The sequence below is a fragment of the Anaerosalibacter massiliensis genome (assembly GCF_024623155.1).
GTDB classification, from domain to species: domain Bacteria; phylum Bacillota; class Clostridia; order Tissierellales; family Sporanaerobacteraceae; genus Anaerosalibacter; species Anaerosalibacter massiliensis.
The window spans coordinates 13,189-31,615 of the sequence record NZ_JANJZL010000017.1; the positions used below are offsets into that span (position 1 = coordinate 13,189).

Consider the following 18,427-nt stretch of genomic DNA (forward strand, 5'->3'; position numbering starts at 1 on the left):
GCGGGAGGGATATAAATGATTGATATTAGTAAAGAAACAATTTTGGAAATGTATAAAAGAATGAATGAAGCTAGAGCATTTGAGGAAAAAGTAAGCTATTTTTTCGCAAGGGGCATGGTACATGGTACAACTCACCTTTCAATTGGTCAAGAAGCTTCAAGTGTTGGAGCTTGTATGGCATTAAATAATGATGATTTAATAACTTCAACTCATAGGGGTCATAGTCAAGTTATAGGAAAAGGGATAGATTTAAATAAAATGATGGCAGAACTTCTAGGAAAATATACTGGATATTGTAAAGGAAAAGGTGGCTCCATGCATATAGCTGATGTAGATGCTGGAAACTTAGGAGCTAATGGAGTTGTAGGAGGAGGTCATGGAATAGCAGTAGGTGCTGCCCTTACTCAACAAATGAAGAAAACAGGAAAAGTAGTACTTTGTTTCTTTGGAGATGGTGCTTCTAATGAGGGAAGTTTCCATGAAGCATTAAACTTAGCTTCAGTATGGAAATTGCCAGTAATATTCTACTGTGAAAACAATCTATATGGTATGAGTGTACCACAAAATAAGGCAATGAATATAAAAAACATAGCTGATAGAGCAAAATCTTATGGAATTCCAGGGCATATAATTGATGGAAACAATGCGGTAGAAGTATATAATAGAACAAAAGAAATTGCTAAATATGTAAGGGAAGGTAATGGCCCTGTATTAATTGAAAGTAAAACTTATAGATGGCTGGGTCATTCAAAATCTGATGCACAAATTTATAGATTAAAGGAAGAAGTAGAAGAATGGAAAAGCAAATGTCCAATTAAGCAGCTTAGAAATTATATAATAGAAAATAAAATATCAACTGAAGAAGAACTAGATAAGATTGAAAATAATGCTAGAGAATCAATTGAGAAAGCTGTTGAGTTTGCAAATAATAGTCCAAATCCACCAATTGAAACTATAACAGAAGATGTATATGCATAGGGAGGGATAGAAATGAGTGAACAAATGAAGGAAATGACATATAAAGATGCAGTTAAATTAGCAATGGTTGAAGAAATGAGAAAAGATGAAAATGTATTTTTAATGGGAGAAGATGTTGGCTTATATGGAGGAGCATTTGGTGTATCTGTAGGAATGCTTGAAGAATTTGGTGAAGAAAGAGTTAGAGATACTCCTATATCAGAAGCAGCTATAGCAGGAGCGGCAGCGGGAGCAGCTGTAACAGGAATGAGACCTATTGCAGAAATAATGTTTATGGATTTCACTACAATAGCTATGGATTCATTAGTGAATCAAGCAGCAAAAATGCGTTATATGTTCGGCGGAAAGGCCAAAGTTCCAATGGTTCTAAGAGCACCTGGCGGTTCAGGAACAGGAGCAGCAGCTCAACATTCTCAAAGTTTAGAAGCGTGGTTCTGTCATGTACCAGGACTTAAAGTAGTAGTACCGGGAACAGCAGCTGATGCAAAAGGGCTTTTAAAAGCAGCTATAAGAGATGATAACCCAGTAGTATTTGTAGAACAAAAAACTTTATATAAAGTAAAGGGTTCTGTACCAATAGATGATGAATTTATAATACCTCTAGGAAAAGGAGAGATTAAAAAAGAAGGAGAAGATGTAACTATAATAAGCTATGGAAGAATGCTTCCTAGAGTATTGAAAGTAGCAGAAGAATTAGAAGAAGAAGGTATAAGTGTAGAAGTATTAGACCCTCGTACTTTAGTACCTTTAGACAAAGAATTAATCATAAATTCAGTTAAGAAAACAGGTAGAGCAATTCTTGTAAATGAAGCTTGTAAAACTGGAGGATATTTAGGAGAAATAGCGTCGGTTATTTCAGAAAGCGAAGCTTTTGACTATCTTGATGCACCTATTATAAGATTAGCAGGATTAGATGTACCTATACCATATAATCCCGAACTAGAAAGTGCAGTAGTACCAAGTGAAAAGCAAATAAGAGATGCAGTATTCAAAGTTTTAAACCGATAGGGGGGATAGGATATGGCAATAGAAGTAATAATGCCTAAAGCAGGTATGGATATGCAAGAAGGTCAAATAATTAAATGGTACAAGAATGAAGGAGATTACGTAGAAAGAGGAGAAATTCTATTAGAAATAATGACAGATAAGGTAAATATGGAGGTAGAAGCAGAAACTTCTGGTTACCTTTTGAAGATATTAAAAAACAATGGTGAAACAGTCCCAGTAGTAACTCCTATAGGTTATATAGGTGAAAAAGGGGAGGAGATTCCCGAAGTAAAAGAAAGTAAAGAAACTGTTCAAGATAAGTTAGAGATAAAAGAAGAAATTGAAGAAATAAAAACTAAAGAAGAACCTGAAGTATTAGAAATAAAAGATAAGATAAGAGCTACTCCAGCTGCAAGAAGAATGGCTAGAGAAAGAAATATAAACTTATTAGAAGTAAAAGGTTCTGGACCTAAGGGACGAATTCAACAAATTGATGTTGAAAACTATAAAGAAGGAGATATAAAAATTACGCCCCTAGCAAGAAGAATTGCAGAAGTAGAGGGAATAGATTTAGAAAATATTATAGGCAGTGGATTTGAAGGGAAAATAATTAAAGAAGATGTTCTAAAATTAGTAGGAAAAGAAGAAAAAAATATTACTGAAGAAGTCATGGAAGATGGAAGAACTAGAGTAGTTCCTATGTCTAATATGAGAAAGATTATAGCAAAGAGAATGTCAGAAAGTTATTTTTCTGCACCAACATTTACTCTAAATACAGAAGTAGATATGACTAAGGTTATAGAGTTAAGAAGAACAGTTAAGGAACAAATTCTAGAAGAAACTAAAAAGAAAATAACTATTACAGATATAATACTATTAGCTACAGCTAGGGCATTAAAAAATCATCCATTAGTAAATGCAAGCTTATCAGAAGATGGAGAAAATATCATATACCATGATTATGTAGATTTAGCTATGGCCGTTGGATTAGAAAACGGACTTCTTACTCCAGTTATAAGAGGTGCAGATAAAATGACTTTAACTGAAATAGTTGTAGCTGCAAAAGATGTAACTGAAAGAACAATTAATATGAAACTATTACCACATGAATTGCAAGGAAGTACTTTTACAGTAAGTAATTTAGGAATGTATGGAATAACCCATTTTGATCCAATTATAAATCAACCAAATAGTGCAATATTAGGTGTAAATACAATAGTAGAAAAATTAGTCCCTGTAGATGGTAAAGCAAAGGTTAAACCTATGATGACTTTAAGTTTAACAGTAGACCATAGAGTTATAGATGGGGTAGTAGGAGCTAAGTTTTTGCAAGATTTAAAGAGTTTATTAGAAAATCCAATTAAAATATTAATATAAAGTCCTACCATATTTACAGTAAAGGAGGTATTTATCTTGGCAACGGAAGTAATAATGCCTAAAGCAGGTATGGATATGCAAGAAGGTCAAATAATCAAATGGTACAAGAATGAAGGAGACTATGTGGAAAGAGGAGAAGTTCTATTAGAAATAATGACAGATAAGGTAAATATGGAGGTAGAAGCAGAAACTTCTGGTTACCTTTTGAAGATACTGAAAAACAATGGTGAAATAGTTCCAGTGGTAACTCCTATAGGTTATATAGGGGAAAAGGGAGAAAAAATTTCTGAAAGTGAAAATGTTCAAATAGAAGAATTTGAAAAAAAGGAAGTAGAAGTAAGAGAGCTCAAAGAAGATAAGAACAAAGAAATTTATGATGTAATAGTTATAGGTGGAGGACCAGCTGGATATGTAGCAGCTATAAAAGCAGCTCAATTAGGTGGAAAAGTAGCTTTAGTGGAAAAAAGTATATTAGGTGGTACATGTTTAAATAGAGGATGTATACCTACAAAAACTTACTTAAAAAATGTTGAAATAATTGAAGAAATAAAGAAAGCAGATAGAAGAGGAATACTTATAGAAAATCCCCAAATAAAGATAGATATGGATAGAACTGTTGAACTGAAAAATGAAGTAGTTATGACATTAACTAATGGTGTAGTAGGACTTTTAAAGAGTAACGGAGTTGCAATATTTAAGGGTATAGGAAAAATAACTAAGGGCAAAAGAGTAATAATAAATGAAAAAGATATTATAGAAGGGAAGAAAATTATTTTAGCAGGTGGTTCTAAAACAGCTAAAATCAATATTTCTGGTATAGAAAGTAGATTGGTCATTACAAGTGATGAAATTCTTAATTTAAAGGAAGTACCAGAAAGATTAGCTATAATAGGTGGAGGAGTTATTGGAGTAGAATTAGGATTGGTGTTTAGTTCCTTTGGTAGTAAAGTAACCATAATTGAAATGATGGACAGATTGGTTCCAAATATGGACAAGGATGTATCTGCAAATCTATTTCAAAATTTAAAGAGTAGAGGAATAGAAATACTTACTTCTACGAAATTAGAAGAAATAGTTGAAAAAGATAATAGACTAATGTTAAAATTAGAAGGAAAAGATGATCTAATAGTCAATAAAGCATTATTATCAATAGGGAGAGTTCCAGATGTAGCAGGTGTAGGAGAAATTGAATTTGAAATGGATAGAGGAAGAATAAAAGTAAATGATTATATGGAGACTAGTGTAGAAGGAATCTATGCTCCAGGTGATATAAATGGCAAATTAATGCTTGCCCATGCTGCAACTCAAATGGGTGAAATAGCAGCTATAAATGCAATGGGTGGGAAAGAAAAAGTAAAACTTAAAAATACACCAGCTTGTATCTATACTATACCAGAAGTTGCTTCAGTAGGCCTTACTGAAGAAAGTGCAAGAGAAATATATGATATATCTATTGGTAAATTTCCATTTGTAGGAAATGGAAGAGCTTTAGCTTCAGGGGAGACTCAAGGGTTTGTGAAAGTAATAGTGGATAAAAATTACGGAGAGATTTTAGGAGTTCATATGGTAGGACCTAAAGTTGCAGAATTAGCAAATGAAGCAGCTACACTAATGGAGATGGAAATTACAGTATATGAGGCTATAGAAATAATTCATGGACATCCTACATTTTCAGAAGCTTTTGTAGAAGCTTGTGAAGATGCATTAGGAAAAGCTATTCACTTACCTAAAAAAGCATAGAAAATTATGAGTCAGGTATGAAATCCTGGCTCATTTAATTTTTTAATTAATTGCTATTTTGATTTTTCTTATAGAGTGGTTTATAATTTTATTAATATGTAAAAAAGATGGGGGTGTTTACAGATGATATATGTTACAAGTGATTCAACTAAACCTCAGTTTAATTTAGCATTAGAGGAATACGTTTTTGAATATTTAGATGAATATGATGAGATTTTTATGCTGTGGCAAAATGAACCTTCTATCATAGTTGGAAAACACCAAAATACTATAGAAGAAATAAATACTAAATATGTTAAAGAAAATAATATACATGTTGTAAGAAGACTTTCAGGTGGTGGTGCTGTATACCACGATTTGGGAAATCTAAACTATACTATTATATCTAAAGTCGAGGGCTCAAATACTTTTGATTTCAAAACGTTTTCTCAGCCAGTAATTGATGTATTAGCTGATTTGGGAATTAAAGCAGAATTTACTGGGAGAAATGATATAGTGATAGGTGGACAAAAATTTTGTGGAAATGCCCAGTATATGAAAAAAGGTAAAGTTCTACACCATGGTGCTATATTATTTGATACCGAATTAAATATTTTAGGTAAATCTTTAAAGGTATCTAAGGACAAGATCATATCTAAAGGTGTAAAATCTGTAAGAAGTAGAGTGACAAATATTAAAGACCATTTAAAAAAAGAAATTACTGTTGAAGATTTTAAAAATCTTTTATTAAAACGTATGTTTGGAGGAGATAAGGAAATACTCCCATATGAATTATCAGAAGAAGATTTAAAAAATATTAATGAACTTGTGGAAAAAAGATATGGAACTTGGGAGTGGAACTATGGCGAATCTCCAGAGTTTAATATAAGGAAATCTAATAGATTTCAAAGCGGAAAAGTGGAGACTCTCATAGATGTAGATAGAGGAGTTATTAAAGAACTTAAATTTTATGGAGACTTTTTTGGACATGGAGATTTAGAAAATGTAGAAAATAAATTGATAGGTATAAAGTATAATGAAAATGATATAAAAGATGTTTTAAAGGATGTAGATATAGACTATTATTTCTCAGGCATTTCAATGGAAGAACTATTAAGCTGTATTATTGACTAAATTAACTTGACAAATAGAAGTATTATGATGTATCATTATTCAAAACAGAATTTAATATTTAAAGGCGAAGATAAGGAAAGTAGTAGAAGAAACTAGTCTAAAGAGAAATAATCATTTTTGGTGAGAGATTATGGCTAGTCTTTTATGAAAATCACCTTGGAGTCTAGTATCTGAAAGTATAATAGGATACTACGTATTATGCGTTAAAATTTTTGAGTGATAAGGTATGTACTTATAAATTGGGTGGTACCGCGATATTTTCGTCCCTAGGTTTTTTAAACTTAGGGATTTTTTATTTAAATATTGTCAGGTTAAATAAATTATAAAAATTAAAGAAAGGATGAATAAATATGACTTTTGAAGAACTGTCTAAATCTCCAATAGCTAAAAGAGAACAAGATGTATCAGATTATTGGGACGAAATTAATTTATTGAAAAAAAGTGTTGAAACAAGAGAAGATGACAATCAATTTATATTTTATGAAGGGCCTCCAACAGCTAATGGAAAACCAGGTATACATCATGTCATGGCTAGAACATTAAAAGATGTTGTCTGCAGGTATAAAACAATGGAAGGATATCAGGTTAAAAGAAAAGCTGGGTGGGATACTCATGGTTTGCCAGTTGAAATAGAGGTAGAAAAGCAATTAAAGCTAAAAGATAAACATGATATTGAAGAATATGGAATTGAAAAATTTAATAAAAAATGTAGAGAATCAGTTTTTAAATATGAGAGTCAATGGCGTGATATGACAAGAAGAATGGCTTATGAAATTGATTTAGACAATCCTTATATTACTTTAGAAAATGATTATATTGAATCTGTATGGTGGATATTAGATAAGTTTTATAAAGAAGGACTCATTTATGAAGGACATAAAATACTTCCATATTGTTCAAGGTGTGGAACAGGTCTTGCTTCTCATGAAGTAGCGCAAGGTTATGAAGAAATAAAAACAGATACAGTAATAGCTAAATTCAAAAGAAAAGATAAAGATGAATATTTCTTAGCTTGGACCACTACACCATGGACATTACCAAGTAATGTAGTATTGACAGTTAATCCAAAAGAAATATATATAAAAGTAAAATATGAAGATGAAATATATTATATAAGTAAAACATTAGCGGACCATGTCTTAGGAGAAGGAGAATATGAGGTTCTTGAAGAAATAGAGGGAAAAGATTTAGAGTATGTTGAATATGAGCAACTTATACCTTTTGTAAAAACAGATAAAAAAGCTTTCTTTATTACACTTGCAGATTATGTAACTACTGACGATGGTACAGGAATAGTTCACTCTGCTCCTGCTTTTGGTGAAGATGACTATAATACAGGGTTAAAATATAACCTTCCAGTATTAAATCCAGTAAGTGAGGAAGGTAAATTTTTAGAAACTCCATGGGAAGGTAAATTTGTAATGGATGCAGATCCAGATATAATAAAGTGGCTGAGAGACAATGGAAAACTTTTCAAAAAACAAAGAGTAGCACATAATTATCCACATTGCTGGAGATGCCATACACCACTTCTATATTATGCAAAACCTAGTTGGTATATTGAAATTACTAAACTTAAAGACAAATTAATTGAAAATAACAATGATGTAGAATGGTATCCAGATTTTGTAGGGGAAAAAAGATTTGGAAATTGGCTAGAAAACTTAAATGATTGGGCAATTTCTAGAAGTAGATATTGGGGAACACCTCTTAATATTTGGAGATGTAACGAATGTGGGCATATAACAAGTATAGGATCAAGGAAAGAATTAAGCGAGAAAGCTATAGAGGATATTGATGAAAATGTAGAACTACACAGACCTTATGTAGATAATGTTCATATAAAATGTGAGAAATGTAATGGAACTATGACTAGGGAAAAAGATGTAATAGATGTCTGGTTTGATAGTGGAGCTATGCCTTTTGCACAGCATCATTATCCATTTGAAAACAAGGAGAATTTCGACAAACTATTTCCAGCAGATTTCATATGTGAAGGAATAGACCAAACTAGAGGATGGTTTTACTCGCTTCTTGCTATTTCTACATTTGTAACAGGCAAATCACCATATAAACGAGTCTTAGTTAATGATCTTATTTTAGATAAAGAAGGCAGCAAAATGTCTAAATCTAAGGGAAATACAGTAGATCCATTTAAATTATTTGACAAATATGGAGCAGATACTTTGAGATGGTATTTACTTTACGTATCACCACCATGGACTCCTACTAAATTTGATGAAGAAGGATTAAAAGAAGTAGAAAGTAAATTCTTTAGAACTATAAGAAATGTATATAATTTTTTCACACTATATGCTAATACAGATGGAATAGATCCAAGAGAATTCAATATTGAATACAAAGATAGACCAGAATTAGATAGATGGATACTCTCAAAATATAATAGCCTATTAAAAAATCTAGAAAAGAACATGGATGAATATGATTTAACAAAGGCTGTAAGAAATATACAGGAGTTTGTAAATGAGGATTTATCCAATTGGTATATTAGACGTTCAAGAAGAAGATTTTGGGCTACAGAATTAGACGGAGATAAGAAAGCGGTTTATAGTACTACTTATGAAATACTTGTAGGAATTAGTAAAGCTATAGCACCATTTGTACCTTTTACTGCAGAAGAGATATATAGGAAATTAACAGGAGAAGTATCTGTACATTTAGATTATTATCCTGTAGCAAATGAGGAATTAATAGATTCTAAACTTGAAAAGAAAATGGATTTAGTAAGAGAATTAGTTACTCTTGGAAGAGCAGCTAGAGAAAATGAAAGAATTAAAGTTCGTCAACCATTGAATGAAGTTTTAATAGATGGAAAATATGAGGAAACAATAGATGATTTAGTTCCTCTTATAAAAGAAGAGCTTAATGTAAAAAATGTAGTATTTGAAAAAGATTTATCTCAGTTTATGGACTATTCATTAAAGCCAAATTATAAAGTTGCAGGTCCAGTACTAGGACCAAAGATTAAAACCTTCTCTAAAATCCTAAATCAAGTAGACAGTCGTGAAGCTGTGGAAAAATTAGAAGCAGAAGGTAAACTAGTATTAGATTTAGATGGAGAAAAAGTTGATATAGAAAAAGATTATGTCCTTATTAATATTTCAGCCAAAGAAGGGTTTAATGTATCTACTGGAAAAAATTTATTTGTAATACTAGATACTACTTTAACTGGTGAACTTCTTAAGGAAGGATATGCAAGAGAATTTATTTCTAAAGTTCAACAGATGAGAAAGAACAATGGATATGAAATGCTAGATAATATAAATATATATTATAATGGAGATAGTGAAATAGAAAAATCTATACAAGAGTATGAAGACTATATAAAGAAGGAAACTCTTGCAGTATCTATTGAGAAAGTTGAAGAAAATTCATTTGAAAAACAAGATTTAAACGGACACGAAACGGGAATTAAATTAGAAAAAGTAGAATAATATTTTTAAAATAAAGGTTTTAAAAAAGTAGGGTAGATAACTAGTTATCTACCTTACTTTTTTATTTCAGGAATCTATGTAGAAGTATCTATTAGGATTTATCTAATATTTTTATAGTATATGGTATAATATGGTCTAGATAAATTGATTTGGAGGGATATATATGGATAAACTTGAAAGTTTAGCAAAAGAATTAGAAGAAATTCAAGTTGATTTAATGAGGCGTAGTTGGGTTCAATATACTGTAGGATATGATTTTGGCATTGATGAGGTTTATGAAAAACTTAATAGTTTTATGTCAGACAAGAAAAATTTTTATATAGTATGTAAATATTTAGATATGGATTTAAATGAAATAGACAAAAGAAAAGTTGAAATACTTTATAATGCTTTCAAACCCTATCATTTGAGCAAAGAATTAAATGAGTTGAACTTGGAAATTCAGAAAAAAACTAATGAGCTTTCTCAGGTGTTGAATACTTTTAGATTTAATATTGAAGGAAAGGAAATTACATCTGTAGAAATCACACAAATACTTTCAAATGAAGAAGACAGAAATTTAAGAAAAAAAGCTTATTTTGCAAGAAATCAAATTAATAAACCATTAGTAGACGCTGGTTTTATTGAATTGATTAATTTGAGAAAAGAATATGCTAAAGCTTATGGTGATAATGATTTTGTAGAGCATAAATTAAAAATAGATGAATTGAGTCCAGGTATATTTAATAGTTGGAAAGATGAATTAAGTAAATATATAGATATATTGAATAATAAAAGAATGGAATATGCAGAAAAGTTTATTCATGAAAATGAGCTTATGCCTTGGGACCAAGATTATATAGGTTCAAAAATAGCCCCTTCATTAAATACTACAGTAGATATGTCTAATTATTATAATATTTTAATGAGATTTTTCTTGAATTTTGGAATTGATATAGATAAATACAATATTACTTATGATATATTTTCTAGGAAGAATAAATCTGAATGGGGATATAATTTTCCAATTGAAACAGGAAAAGATTCAAGAATCCTTGCTAATGTAAAGAATAAATATCATGAATATGAAGTACTACTTCATGAAACAGGACATGGAATACATTCATTCTTATTAAAACCAGAGGAAAGAATTCTTAATGCAGGTGTTAGCGGAATAATATCTGAAGGAATAGCAAATTTATTTGGTGGATTTATCTATGAAGAGATATTTTATAAAAATTTTTTTGGTAGTGAAGTAAAAGATGAATTTGTTGAGATGAAAGAATTTGATAAACTAAATTATTTAAGATTTGTAGGGGATATATTTTTTGATCAAGAGCTATATAGGAATAATATAGAAAATTTAGATGATATACATGAAGTTTATTTCAAAGTATTTGGGGAATTATTTAATGACAAAATTTATAATGAAGAACCTCCTTTTGGATATAGGATTCATCATACTACCCATCCAATATATATGCATAATTATTTCATGGGAGATGTAACTTGTGAAATGCTGAAGAAAGTATTCAATAAAAAATATGGTACTTCCTCCATAACAGAAAAACCTAGGGAATTTGGAGAATTCTTGATAGATGAAGTAATAAATCCTTCAGGACTATATAAATATGAAGACTTATTTGAAAGAATAAGTGGAGAAAAGTTTTCATTTAAATGGTATTTAGAATAGGAATAAATATGAGAAGAATTCTGTAATAAGAGGGGTATTGGCATATGGGAAAAGATAATTTTGGAGGTTGTAAGAAAAGTAAATTAGTAATTAATTGTATTAGTATAGTTTATTTTCTAATAGTAGTAAAAATAATACTTTTAAAGAGTATTCCGCTTTACTCGTTGCATAAAATGTCCAATATAGGATTTAGAAGTGTTAACTTAATTACTTTTTACTCTATTGTAGAAATGATACTCGACAGAAGTGCTAGTATAATCAGGGTTATATTAAACATATTAGGTAATATAATAATATTTATTCCTAACTATAACTACCTCATTTTTTAAAAGTATACAAGGTTCATTATACATTATTTTTTATGAATGTGGGACATAATCAAAATTGGTATAATAGGACATTATCATAAATCAGTTATAATCAATATAAATTTGTCTAAAAAAGTTTTGGCATTTAGATAATATAAAAACACATAGATAAGGAGGAATAAGCATTGTATTTGAGTTATATAAATTCATTTAAATATGAGAGAATTTATTCAATGGAGTTGATATAAATGAAAAAAAATATCTTAAATCATAAACTATTAATACTAGTAAATATTGTCTTTGTTGTAGCTGTGTCAGTTGTTGAAGCTTTACAAGCTATACTTTTTAAAACAATTGTTGATACCGCAACTGGAACATTAAGCTATAATATTGCTACCTTAGCAGTATATTCAATACTTTTTTTATTATCAGTATTCATATTTGAAACTTCATCAAAAGTGAGTAGTGCAGCTTTAAATAAAGCAGTTATGATAGATTATAAACAATCCATTATTGAGAGTTTTATAGGTTCTGATAGTCAAAAAAGGGTAACTAGTTCAGAACTAATATCATTATTGAATAATGATATTAAAGTGATAGAAGATAATTATCTTAAAAGTATAATAAGTATTTTTAAAGATGTTTTATTATTTATAGTATCTTTATTTTTATTATTACGTATTAATATTTATCTAACATTAGTAATTATTGCATTCGGATGGATCCCGGTGGTTATACCACAATTATTTATCAAGAAGAACCAAGCTTTAAAGGGGAAATATCTTGAAGACTTAGAGAGATTTGTTAATCGAATCAAAGAAATTGCTCAAGGGTTTGAGGTAATTAAAGGGTTTAATATTGAGGAAAAAGTATGTACTGTTACCTTAAAAGATAATAGTGATGCTGAAATTTCAAAGTTTAAGTCTGATGCCTTCGATGGATTTCAAGGAGCTATATCTATTGTGTCAGGATTTGCAATATTTTTTATGAATCTATTAATTTCTGGTTACTTTGTTATGAAGGGTAATATAACAGTTGGGTCAATGATTGCTGCTGTTCAGCTTATGAACTATATAGTAAATCCACTTATATCTATTTCTATGTATGTTACAAAAATAAAATCTGTTGATAAAGTTATAGAGAAGATACAAGAAAAACTTATTAATAATAATATACAGGATGTAATGCAGGGTAACAAAGAATTTAAATTAAAAAATATAATTAGCATAGAAGGGCTAACCTATTCATATGAAGATCAAAAAGACGTAATATCAAATATAAGTATGAAATTAGAAAAAGGTAAGAAATATGCCATAGTGGGAGAAAGTGGATGTGGTAAAACTACCTTATTAAAGATATTAATGAATCAAATCACTGACTATCAAGGAGAGATTATCTTTGATGATGAAAATATTAGATCATTTGATCCAAAGTCCTACTATAAGAAGGTGACCCTAATACAGCAAAATGTATTTATGTTTAGAGATACTCTGAAGAATAATATCTGTCTATATAATGATTGTACTGAAGAACAACTTAATAAGGCATTAAAACAATCAGGGTTGACAAAGACTGTAAGTATGCACCAAGAAGGTCTAGATACGATAGTTGGTGAGGGTGGAGTAGAGTTGTCTGGTGGAGAACTAAAAAGAGTTGCTATAGCTAGGGCATTGATTAGAGAATCAGAAATTCTACTTGTGGATGAGGCAACATCCGCTTTAGATAAAGTTATGGCAAGTGAAATAGAAAGTACATTAATTAATTTAGATGCAACTATATTAGCTATAACTCATCAATTGGATGAGAATATATTGAGTAAATATAACGAAATATTGGTTATGAAGGATGGAAAAATAATTGAATCTGGTAACTTAGAAAAGTTGATAGAGAATAAAGGTTATTTTTATTATATGTTTAGTATTGGAAATAATAATTCAGCTATGGAATTACAAAATATTCATTAAGAGGTGATCTATCTTGAATATTACCGAAAACAAACCCTTTTATGATCTTTTATTGGAAAGAAGAGTAGAAACAGAGTTTAATACTTCTGTTATGGTTTTGAGTATTACAGTATAATAGAGAAAATAGATAATATTGAATATAAAGAATTTAAAAATAAAATCAATTATGTAATAATAAATTCTGAAAAAATAACTATAATAAGAAAAAGAAAATGGTGAAACATGGGAAAAGATAATTTTGGAGGTTGCAAGAAAAGTAAATTAGTAATTAATTGTATTAGTATAGTTTGTTTTCTAATAGTAGTAAAAATAATACTTTTAAAGGGTATTCCGCTTTATTCGTTGCATAAAATATCCAATATAGGATTTAGAAGTGTTAATTTAATTCCTTTTTACTCTATTGTAGAAATGATACTCGACGGAAGTATTAGCACAATGAGGGTCATATTAAACATATTAGGTAATATAATAATATTTATTCCTATGGGTGTAATTTTTAGTATAAAAAAGCCCGATCTTTCTATAAAGAATATATTAGTATTTATTATATCTGTAAGTGTATCATTTGAATTATTACAATTTATTTTTGGATTAGGAAGTACTGATATAGATGATGTTATATTGAATAGTTTAGGTGGAGTCTTAGGTGCAGTATTTATAAGAAGATTTACATCTGACTTAAAAGGAACTGAATTATTAAATAAAACAATTTTAATATTATTAATTATGGTAGGTAGCGGAATTGCAACAATTTTTGTATATGACAAGAGTTTGCTATTTTCAAATTTAGGAACAAACTATATCGAAGAAAATATTGAAGTCTTGAATTATGGAAAGCAGGGTACAGAAGATTATTTTGGAGATATAACTAAATATGAAGATATACTATGTATATATGGCTAAATCCTGCTTATAATACAGGAAAAAAGAAAACTAGTGGGGATAATATAAGCATAAAAGTTGATAACAATACTAAAATTATCATAGGAAGAATTCAAAATCAAAAAGAACTATTCAGGTCGAATATAGTTAAAACTACTTATAACGAAATTCAAAAGAGAGAAATCCTAAAAATAATAAATGAATCCAAAAATCCTAAAGTACGTGTCTGGATAAACAATTCAGTAAAAAATGAAATTAAATTAGCAAATCAAATATTAATAACAATCTATTGAGAATTAGGATAGCTTACGGTAGTGTAAATAAATGCTCTTTTTTTAATATAAAACAAGACACCACACTATTTCAAGATATTCATATTTTTGATTGTGTAATTCAAAATTTACTATAGTTTACATGAGGTTTTTAATAGAAGTAAGGAGGTGTTTAATTTTAGAACCCAAATTTAGCTAAAGAAATCTTTCTATTATAAAGGATATTGCTTAAGGTAATATTCCTTAAGCAATACATAGCTCTGTATTTTAAAGAAGATTAAGGAGGAATTAATTATGGAACAAATTCAAATTAATAATAGAACATATATAAGTAAAAGAATTTATGATTATAAAAATTATAATGAGACAATTAAGGTATCTATATTTTCAACAAATGAAATAAGATAAAAATATTTGATTTTACACAAATCTAAAGGAAAATATACAGATTTCACAATAACTGGCTTATATAAAATATATAAGTTAACTCATATATTAGAGAACAAGCCTAATATAAAAAAATATCAGGAACAAAATAAATAAAGATTCTTCAAATATACTAAATAAGCATTATAATAAAAGATAAAAAAAATTTAATACAAATAAAGTTAAGGCAGAGTTGTCTGCTTATTATAATAAAAACTATATTTCATTTATCTTAACAGGATTAAAGTATAGTTTTATATTAAAAGAAGATCCTAGAATTTTTTGATATGATACTTCCAAAGTAGACAGTCTAATTAATTAAAAATAGACTATCTACTTGGAGGTATTTTTTTATGGGAAGAAAACCAAAATACAGTAAAGAAGTAAAAATTAAAGCTTGTAAGGATTATGAAAAAGGAAAAGTTAGTTTTAGAGATATTTTTAAAAAAATTGGAACTACAAAAGAAGTTGTACGTAGGTGGTACCTAACATACAAAGAACATGGGGCTAGTGCATTTGAAATATCAAATAAGAATCGTTCATATAGTAAAGAGTTTAAATTATCAGTAATAGAAGAATATATCTCAGGCAAATATTCGCTACCAGACTTAGCTGCTAAATATAATATTGTCGCAGGGGTTATTAATAGCTGGGTTAATAAATGGTATAATGGTATAGAAATAAAGGATTATGATCCTAAAGGAGATATCTATACTATGAAATCAAGAAAAACCACATTTGAAGAAAGATTAGAGATAGTAAAATGGGTTATTGAAAATGACATGAGTTATAAAGATGCAGCTGATAAGTATTCAATTACCTATGCACTTGTATATAAATGGACAAGGGCATATATAAACAAAGGACCAGAAGCTTTAAAATATCAAAAGCGTGGACCAAAGCCAAAGTCAGAAATTGATGAAAGCAATTTAACTGAAGTTGAAAAACTAAAGCTTGAACTAGAAAAAGAAAAAGCATTAAGAAAAAGAAGAGAATTTGAACTTAAAGTTCTTAAAAAAAAAGAGGAATTCGAACAACAACTTCAATCTCGAAAGTAAGACAGGAAGCAGAATACAAAACAATAGATTTTTTTAAGGATAAAGGATATACAATAATGATGCTATGTGAAGTTTTAGGAGTTTCAAGAAGTGCATACTACAAATATAGAAATAGGATTAAGCCTGAAAAAGAAAAGCAAGATGAATTACTTTGTTCATTAATTAATGAATATCACTCAACCTTCAATGGGATTTTAGGATATAGAAGGATGACCATGTTCATAAACAAATTAAACCATAAATCATTCTCTGAAGGATACATATATAGACTTATGAATATTTTAGGTATTAAAGCTAGGATTAGAAAAAAGAAAGTTAATCGTAAGAGAATAAAACCAGAGTATATAAAAGAAAATGTTCTATCAAGAGACTTTATTGCTAGGTTTCCTAATCAAAAGTGGCTTACAGATGTAACTGAATTTTCAATTTCTGGAGATAATAGAAAGCTTTATTTAAGTCCGATCATGGATCTTTATGATAATAGTATTATTGAATATGAATTTTCCTTTAAAAACAATAATCAACTTGTGTTTAAAATGTTTGACAAAGCAACCCAAAAATATCCTGACGCAAAACCTATATTTCACAGTGATAGAGGGTTTCAGTATACTGGAAATACCTTTAAAAGCAAGATTGAAGAAGCTGGAATGACCCAGAGTATGTCCAGGGTTGGTAAATGTATAGATAATGGTCCTATGGAAGGTTTCTTTGGTATATTAAAATCTGAAATGTTTTATGGAAAGAAGTTTAAATCTCTTGAAGAATTAATAGAAAAAATAGTTGAATACATTAAATTTTACAACGAAAAAAGATTTCAAAAAAAGTTAGGATGCATGGCTCCTTTAGAATATCGAAACCACGCATCTATAAGTGCATAATATTTTAATTAAATTATCTGTCTACTTGACATGGGTCAGTTCATATTTAATAAGCTTCTTTTTCTGTTTTTAGTTTTTTAGATTTGCTAAGCATTCTTAATCTCACTGTTATTATTTTTTAATTGAACTTAGTTTGTTTTCTAAATAAACGATTAAATAATCCAGGCACAAAAAAGTAATGTAGGTAGGTCTGTACACCTACCTACAAATGAGTCTCTTTAAAATGGTTCCGGTGTATCTCTTGTATCATTTCCTATTCTACCTTTTAATATTAAAAACAAGTTAACATTGTGATAATTCAATATAGATAAAAATCTATTTTGGGAAAAATTTTACATTACACATAAATAATGTTATATTAAAACTAATATTATTTAAGGAGATGATATTATAGAAACTATAATAAAAGCTATACCTAACCTTATCCCAATGATAAAAAGTTTAGTTTTAACTATTATTATATGTTTAGTTGCTTTTATGGTAATAGTTAAAATTTTTCGCAAAATAAAATAGAGAATAAAATATTAAACATGTGTTTAATATTTTAATTTAAATAATAAAGGGGGATACACATGAAAAAATTAAGTATTGTTTTATCTATTATTTTACTTTGCAGTAGCTTTGGAATAACAAGCTATGCAGAAAATGAAAACGATTTATTAAAAAAAGCTGATAGTTACGGTTTCAAAGAAGCAGAGGAGTTACCAGAAGGTGTTGTACCAATAGAAGTAAATTCTATTGAAGAATTAGATAAAGTAATGGAATCACTAAATAGTATGGAAAAAGATTTTGAAAATTCTAATTTAGAAACATCTTACAAAATAAATCCAAAAACATCCTTGAGTAGAAGTAACAACATATATAGATACTGTTTCTCTTTCCAACAAATTTAGACCAGTAGCCAATACAAAACTTACTCTATCTTGTACTTATGAATATTATGCAAAAGGTTCTTTCTATGGAATAGAAAGAGCACGTGATCATGGTTGGAGTTTATATGGAAACACTCGCAATGTAAGTTTGTCAAATAGTAGAAGTAGTGCTAACGCAAAAAATGGAGTTCTAACTGTTAGTGGTCGAACTCAAGTAGATTATTATATCTTAATCAAAGGTACAATTAGATACTATAGCAATGTAGCAGATGCTAACTTCAAATATTCTCTAGAAAAAGGTATGTTTTCTAAAAATTTTAATTGGCAAAAATAAACTAATTTAATTTAAATAATAAAATCCACGATTTTTTAATCGTGGATTTTATGGTAGTGTAAATAAATCTGTGCTCAAGTGAAAAATAAATGCTCTTTTCTGGCAAGAATT

Annotated in this window: 14 protein-coding genes and 1 other annotated feature; all 14 genes read left to right on the plus strand. The window is 28.9% G+C overall.

The genetic code is table 11. From position 1 onward, the window contains the following. The first annotated feature begins 15 nt into the window (after window positions 1-15). On the plus strand, window positions 16-978 hold the full coding sequence (locus tag NSA23_RS14985) for a thiamine pyrophosphate-dependent dehydrogenase E1 component subunit alpha (protein ID WP_276537103.1): 963 nt from the start codon (window positions 16-18) through the stop codon (window positions 976-978). A gap of 12 nt (window positions 979-990) precedes the next feature. Next, window positions 991-1,986 (plus strand): alpha-ketoacid dehydrogenase subunit beta, encoded by a 996-nt coding sequence (locus tag NSA23_RS14990; protein WP_042682479.1) that lies wholly within the window; start codon window positions 991-993, stop codon window positions 1,984-1,986. A gap of 12 nt (window positions 1,987-1,998) precedes the next feature. Continuing rightward, window positions 1,999-3,342 (plus strand): dihydrolipoamide acetyltransferase, encoded by a 1,344-nt coding sequence (locus NSA23_RS14995; RefSeq protein ID WP_257490728.1) that lies wholly within the window; start codon window positions 1,999-2,001, stop codon window positions 3,340-3,342. Window positions 3,343-3,378: 36 nt separating this feature from the next. Further along, complete coding sequence (gene lpdA / locus NSA23_RS15000; RefSeq protein WP_257490729.1) at window positions 3,379-5,082, plus strand: dihydrolipoyl dehydrogenase; 1,704 nt, start codon at window positions 3,379-3,381, stop codon at window positions 5,080-5,082. A 123-nt stretch (window positions 5,083-5,205) separates the two neighbouring features. Continuing rightward, on the plus strand, window positions 5,206-6,195 hold the full coding sequence (locus NSA23_RS15005; RefSeq protein WP_042682473.1) for a lipoate--protein ligase: 990 nt from the start codon (window positions 5,206-5,208) through the stop codon (window positions 6,193-6,195). A 58-nt stretch (window positions 6,196-6,253) separates the two neighbouring features. After that, window positions 6,254-6,466: a binding site (T-box leader), on the plus strand. A gap of 79 nt (window positions 6,467-6,545) precedes the next feature. Continuing rightward, window positions 6,546-9,650, plus strand: a complete 3,105-nt coding sequence (gene ileS, locus NSA23_RS15010; RefSeq protein ID WP_042682471.1) for an isoleucine--tRNA ligase — start codon at window positions 6,546-6,548, stop codon at window positions 9,648-9,650. Between the two features lie 163 nt (window positions 9,651-9,813). Next, the gene (locus tag NSA23_RS15015) at window positions 9,814-11,322 is read left to right on the plus strand and encodes a gluzincin family metallopeptidase (protein ID WP_042682468.1); all 1,509 of its coding nucleotides are present in this window, start codon (window positions 9,814-9,816) and stop codon (window positions 11,320-11,322) included. 556 nt (window positions 11,323-11,878) lie between these two features. Then, window positions 11,879-13,594, plus strand: a complete 1,716-nt coding sequence (locus NSA23_RS15020) for an ABC transporter ATP-binding protein (RefSeq protein ID WP_075052129.1) — start codon at window positions 11,879-11,881, stop codon at window positions 13,592-13,594. Between the two features lie 222 nt (window positions 13,595-13,816). Next, on the plus strand, window positions 13,817-14,497 hold the full coding sequence (locus tag NSA23_RS15025; RefSeq protein ID WP_050069834.1) for a VanZ family protein: 681 nt from the start codon (window positions 13,817-13,819) through the stop codon (window positions 14,495-14,497). Then, a complete protein-coding gene (locus NSA23_RS15030; RefSeq protein ID WP_042682466.1) occupies window positions 14,482-14,769 on the plus strand; it encodes a hypothetical protein in 288 nt (95 codons plus the stop codon). Before NSA23_RS15025 ends, NSA23_RS15030 begins: the two co-directional genes overlap by 16 nt. Before the next feature lie 758 nt (window positions 14,770-15,527). Next, on the plus strand, window positions 15,528-16,232 hold the full coding sequence (locus NSA23_RS15035; protein ID WP_042682463.1) for a helix-turn-helix domain-containing protein: 705 nt from the start codon (window positions 15,528-15,530) through the stop codon (window positions 16,230-16,232). After that, window positions 16,220-17,110, plus strand: coding sequence for an IS3 family transposase (locus NSA23_RS15040; protein ID WP_042682460.1), 891 nt, complete (start codon window positions 16,220-16,222; stop codon window positions 17,108-17,110). Before NSA23_RS15035 ends, NSA23_RS15040 begins: the two co-directional genes overlap by 13 nt. Window positions 17,111-17,682: 572 nt before the next feature. Then, window positions 17,683-18,003, plus strand: a complete 321-nt coding sequence (locus NSA23_RS15045; RefSeq protein WP_042682458.1) for a hypothetical protein — start codon at window positions 17,683-17,685, stop codon at window positions 18,001-18,003. A gap of 127 nt (window positions 18,004-18,130) precedes the next feature. Further along, a complete protein-coding gene (locus NSA23_RS15050; protein ID WP_042682455.1) occupies window positions 18,131-18,316 on the plus strand; it encodes a hypothetical protein in 186 nt (61 codons plus the stop codon). Window positions 18,317-18,427: the final 111 nt, after the last annotated feature.

What these genes read in the sequence shown, in the direction of transcription:
- NSA23_RS14985 (WP_276537103.1), top strand. Translation starts at nt 16, where the DNA reads ATGATTGATATTAGTAAAGAAACAATTTTGGAAATGTATAAAAGAATG.
- NSA23_RS14990 (WP_042682479.1), top strand. Translation starts at nt 991, where the DNA reads ATGAGTGAACAAATGAAGGAAATGACATATAAAGATGCAGTTAAATTA.
- NSA23_RS14995 (WP_257490728.1), top strand. Translation starts at nt 1,999, where the DNA reads ATGGCAATAGAAGTAATAATGCCTAAAGCAGGTATGGATATGCAAGAA.
- NSA23_RS15005 (WP_042682473.1), top strand. Translation starts at nt 5,206, where the DNA reads ATGATATATGTTACAAGTGATTCAACTAAACCTCAGTTTAATTTAGCA.
- ileS (WP_042682471.1), top strand. Translation starts at nt 6,546, where the DNA reads ATGACTTTTGAAGAACTGTCTAAATCTCCAATAGCTAAAAGAGAACAA.
- NSA23_RS15015 (WP_042682468.1), top strand. Translation starts at nt 9,814, where the DNA reads ATGGATAAACTTGAAAGTTTAGCAAAAGAATTAGAAGAAATTCAAGTT.
- NSA23_RS15020 (WP_075052129.1), top strand. Translation starts at nt 11,879, where the DNA reads ATGAAAAAAAATATCTTAAATCATAAACTATTAATACTAGTAAATATT.
- NSA23_RS15025 (WP_050069834.1), top strand. Translation starts at nt 13,817, where the DNA reads ATGGGAAAAGATAATTTTGGAGGTTGCAAGAAAAGTAAATTAGTAATT.
- NSA23_RS15030 (WP_042682466.1), top strand. Translation starts at nt 14,482, where the DNA reads ATGTATATATGGCTAAATCCTGCTTATAATACAGGAAAAAAGAAAACT.
- NSA23_RS15035 (WP_042682463.1), top strand. Translation starts at nt 15,528, where the DNA reads ATGGGAAGAAAACCAAAATACAGTAAAGAAGTAAAAATTAAAGCTTGT.
- NSA23_RS15045 (WP_042682458.1), top strand. Translation starts at nt 17,683, where the DNA reads ATGAAAAAATTAAGTATTGTTTTATCTATTATTTTACTTTGCAGTAGC.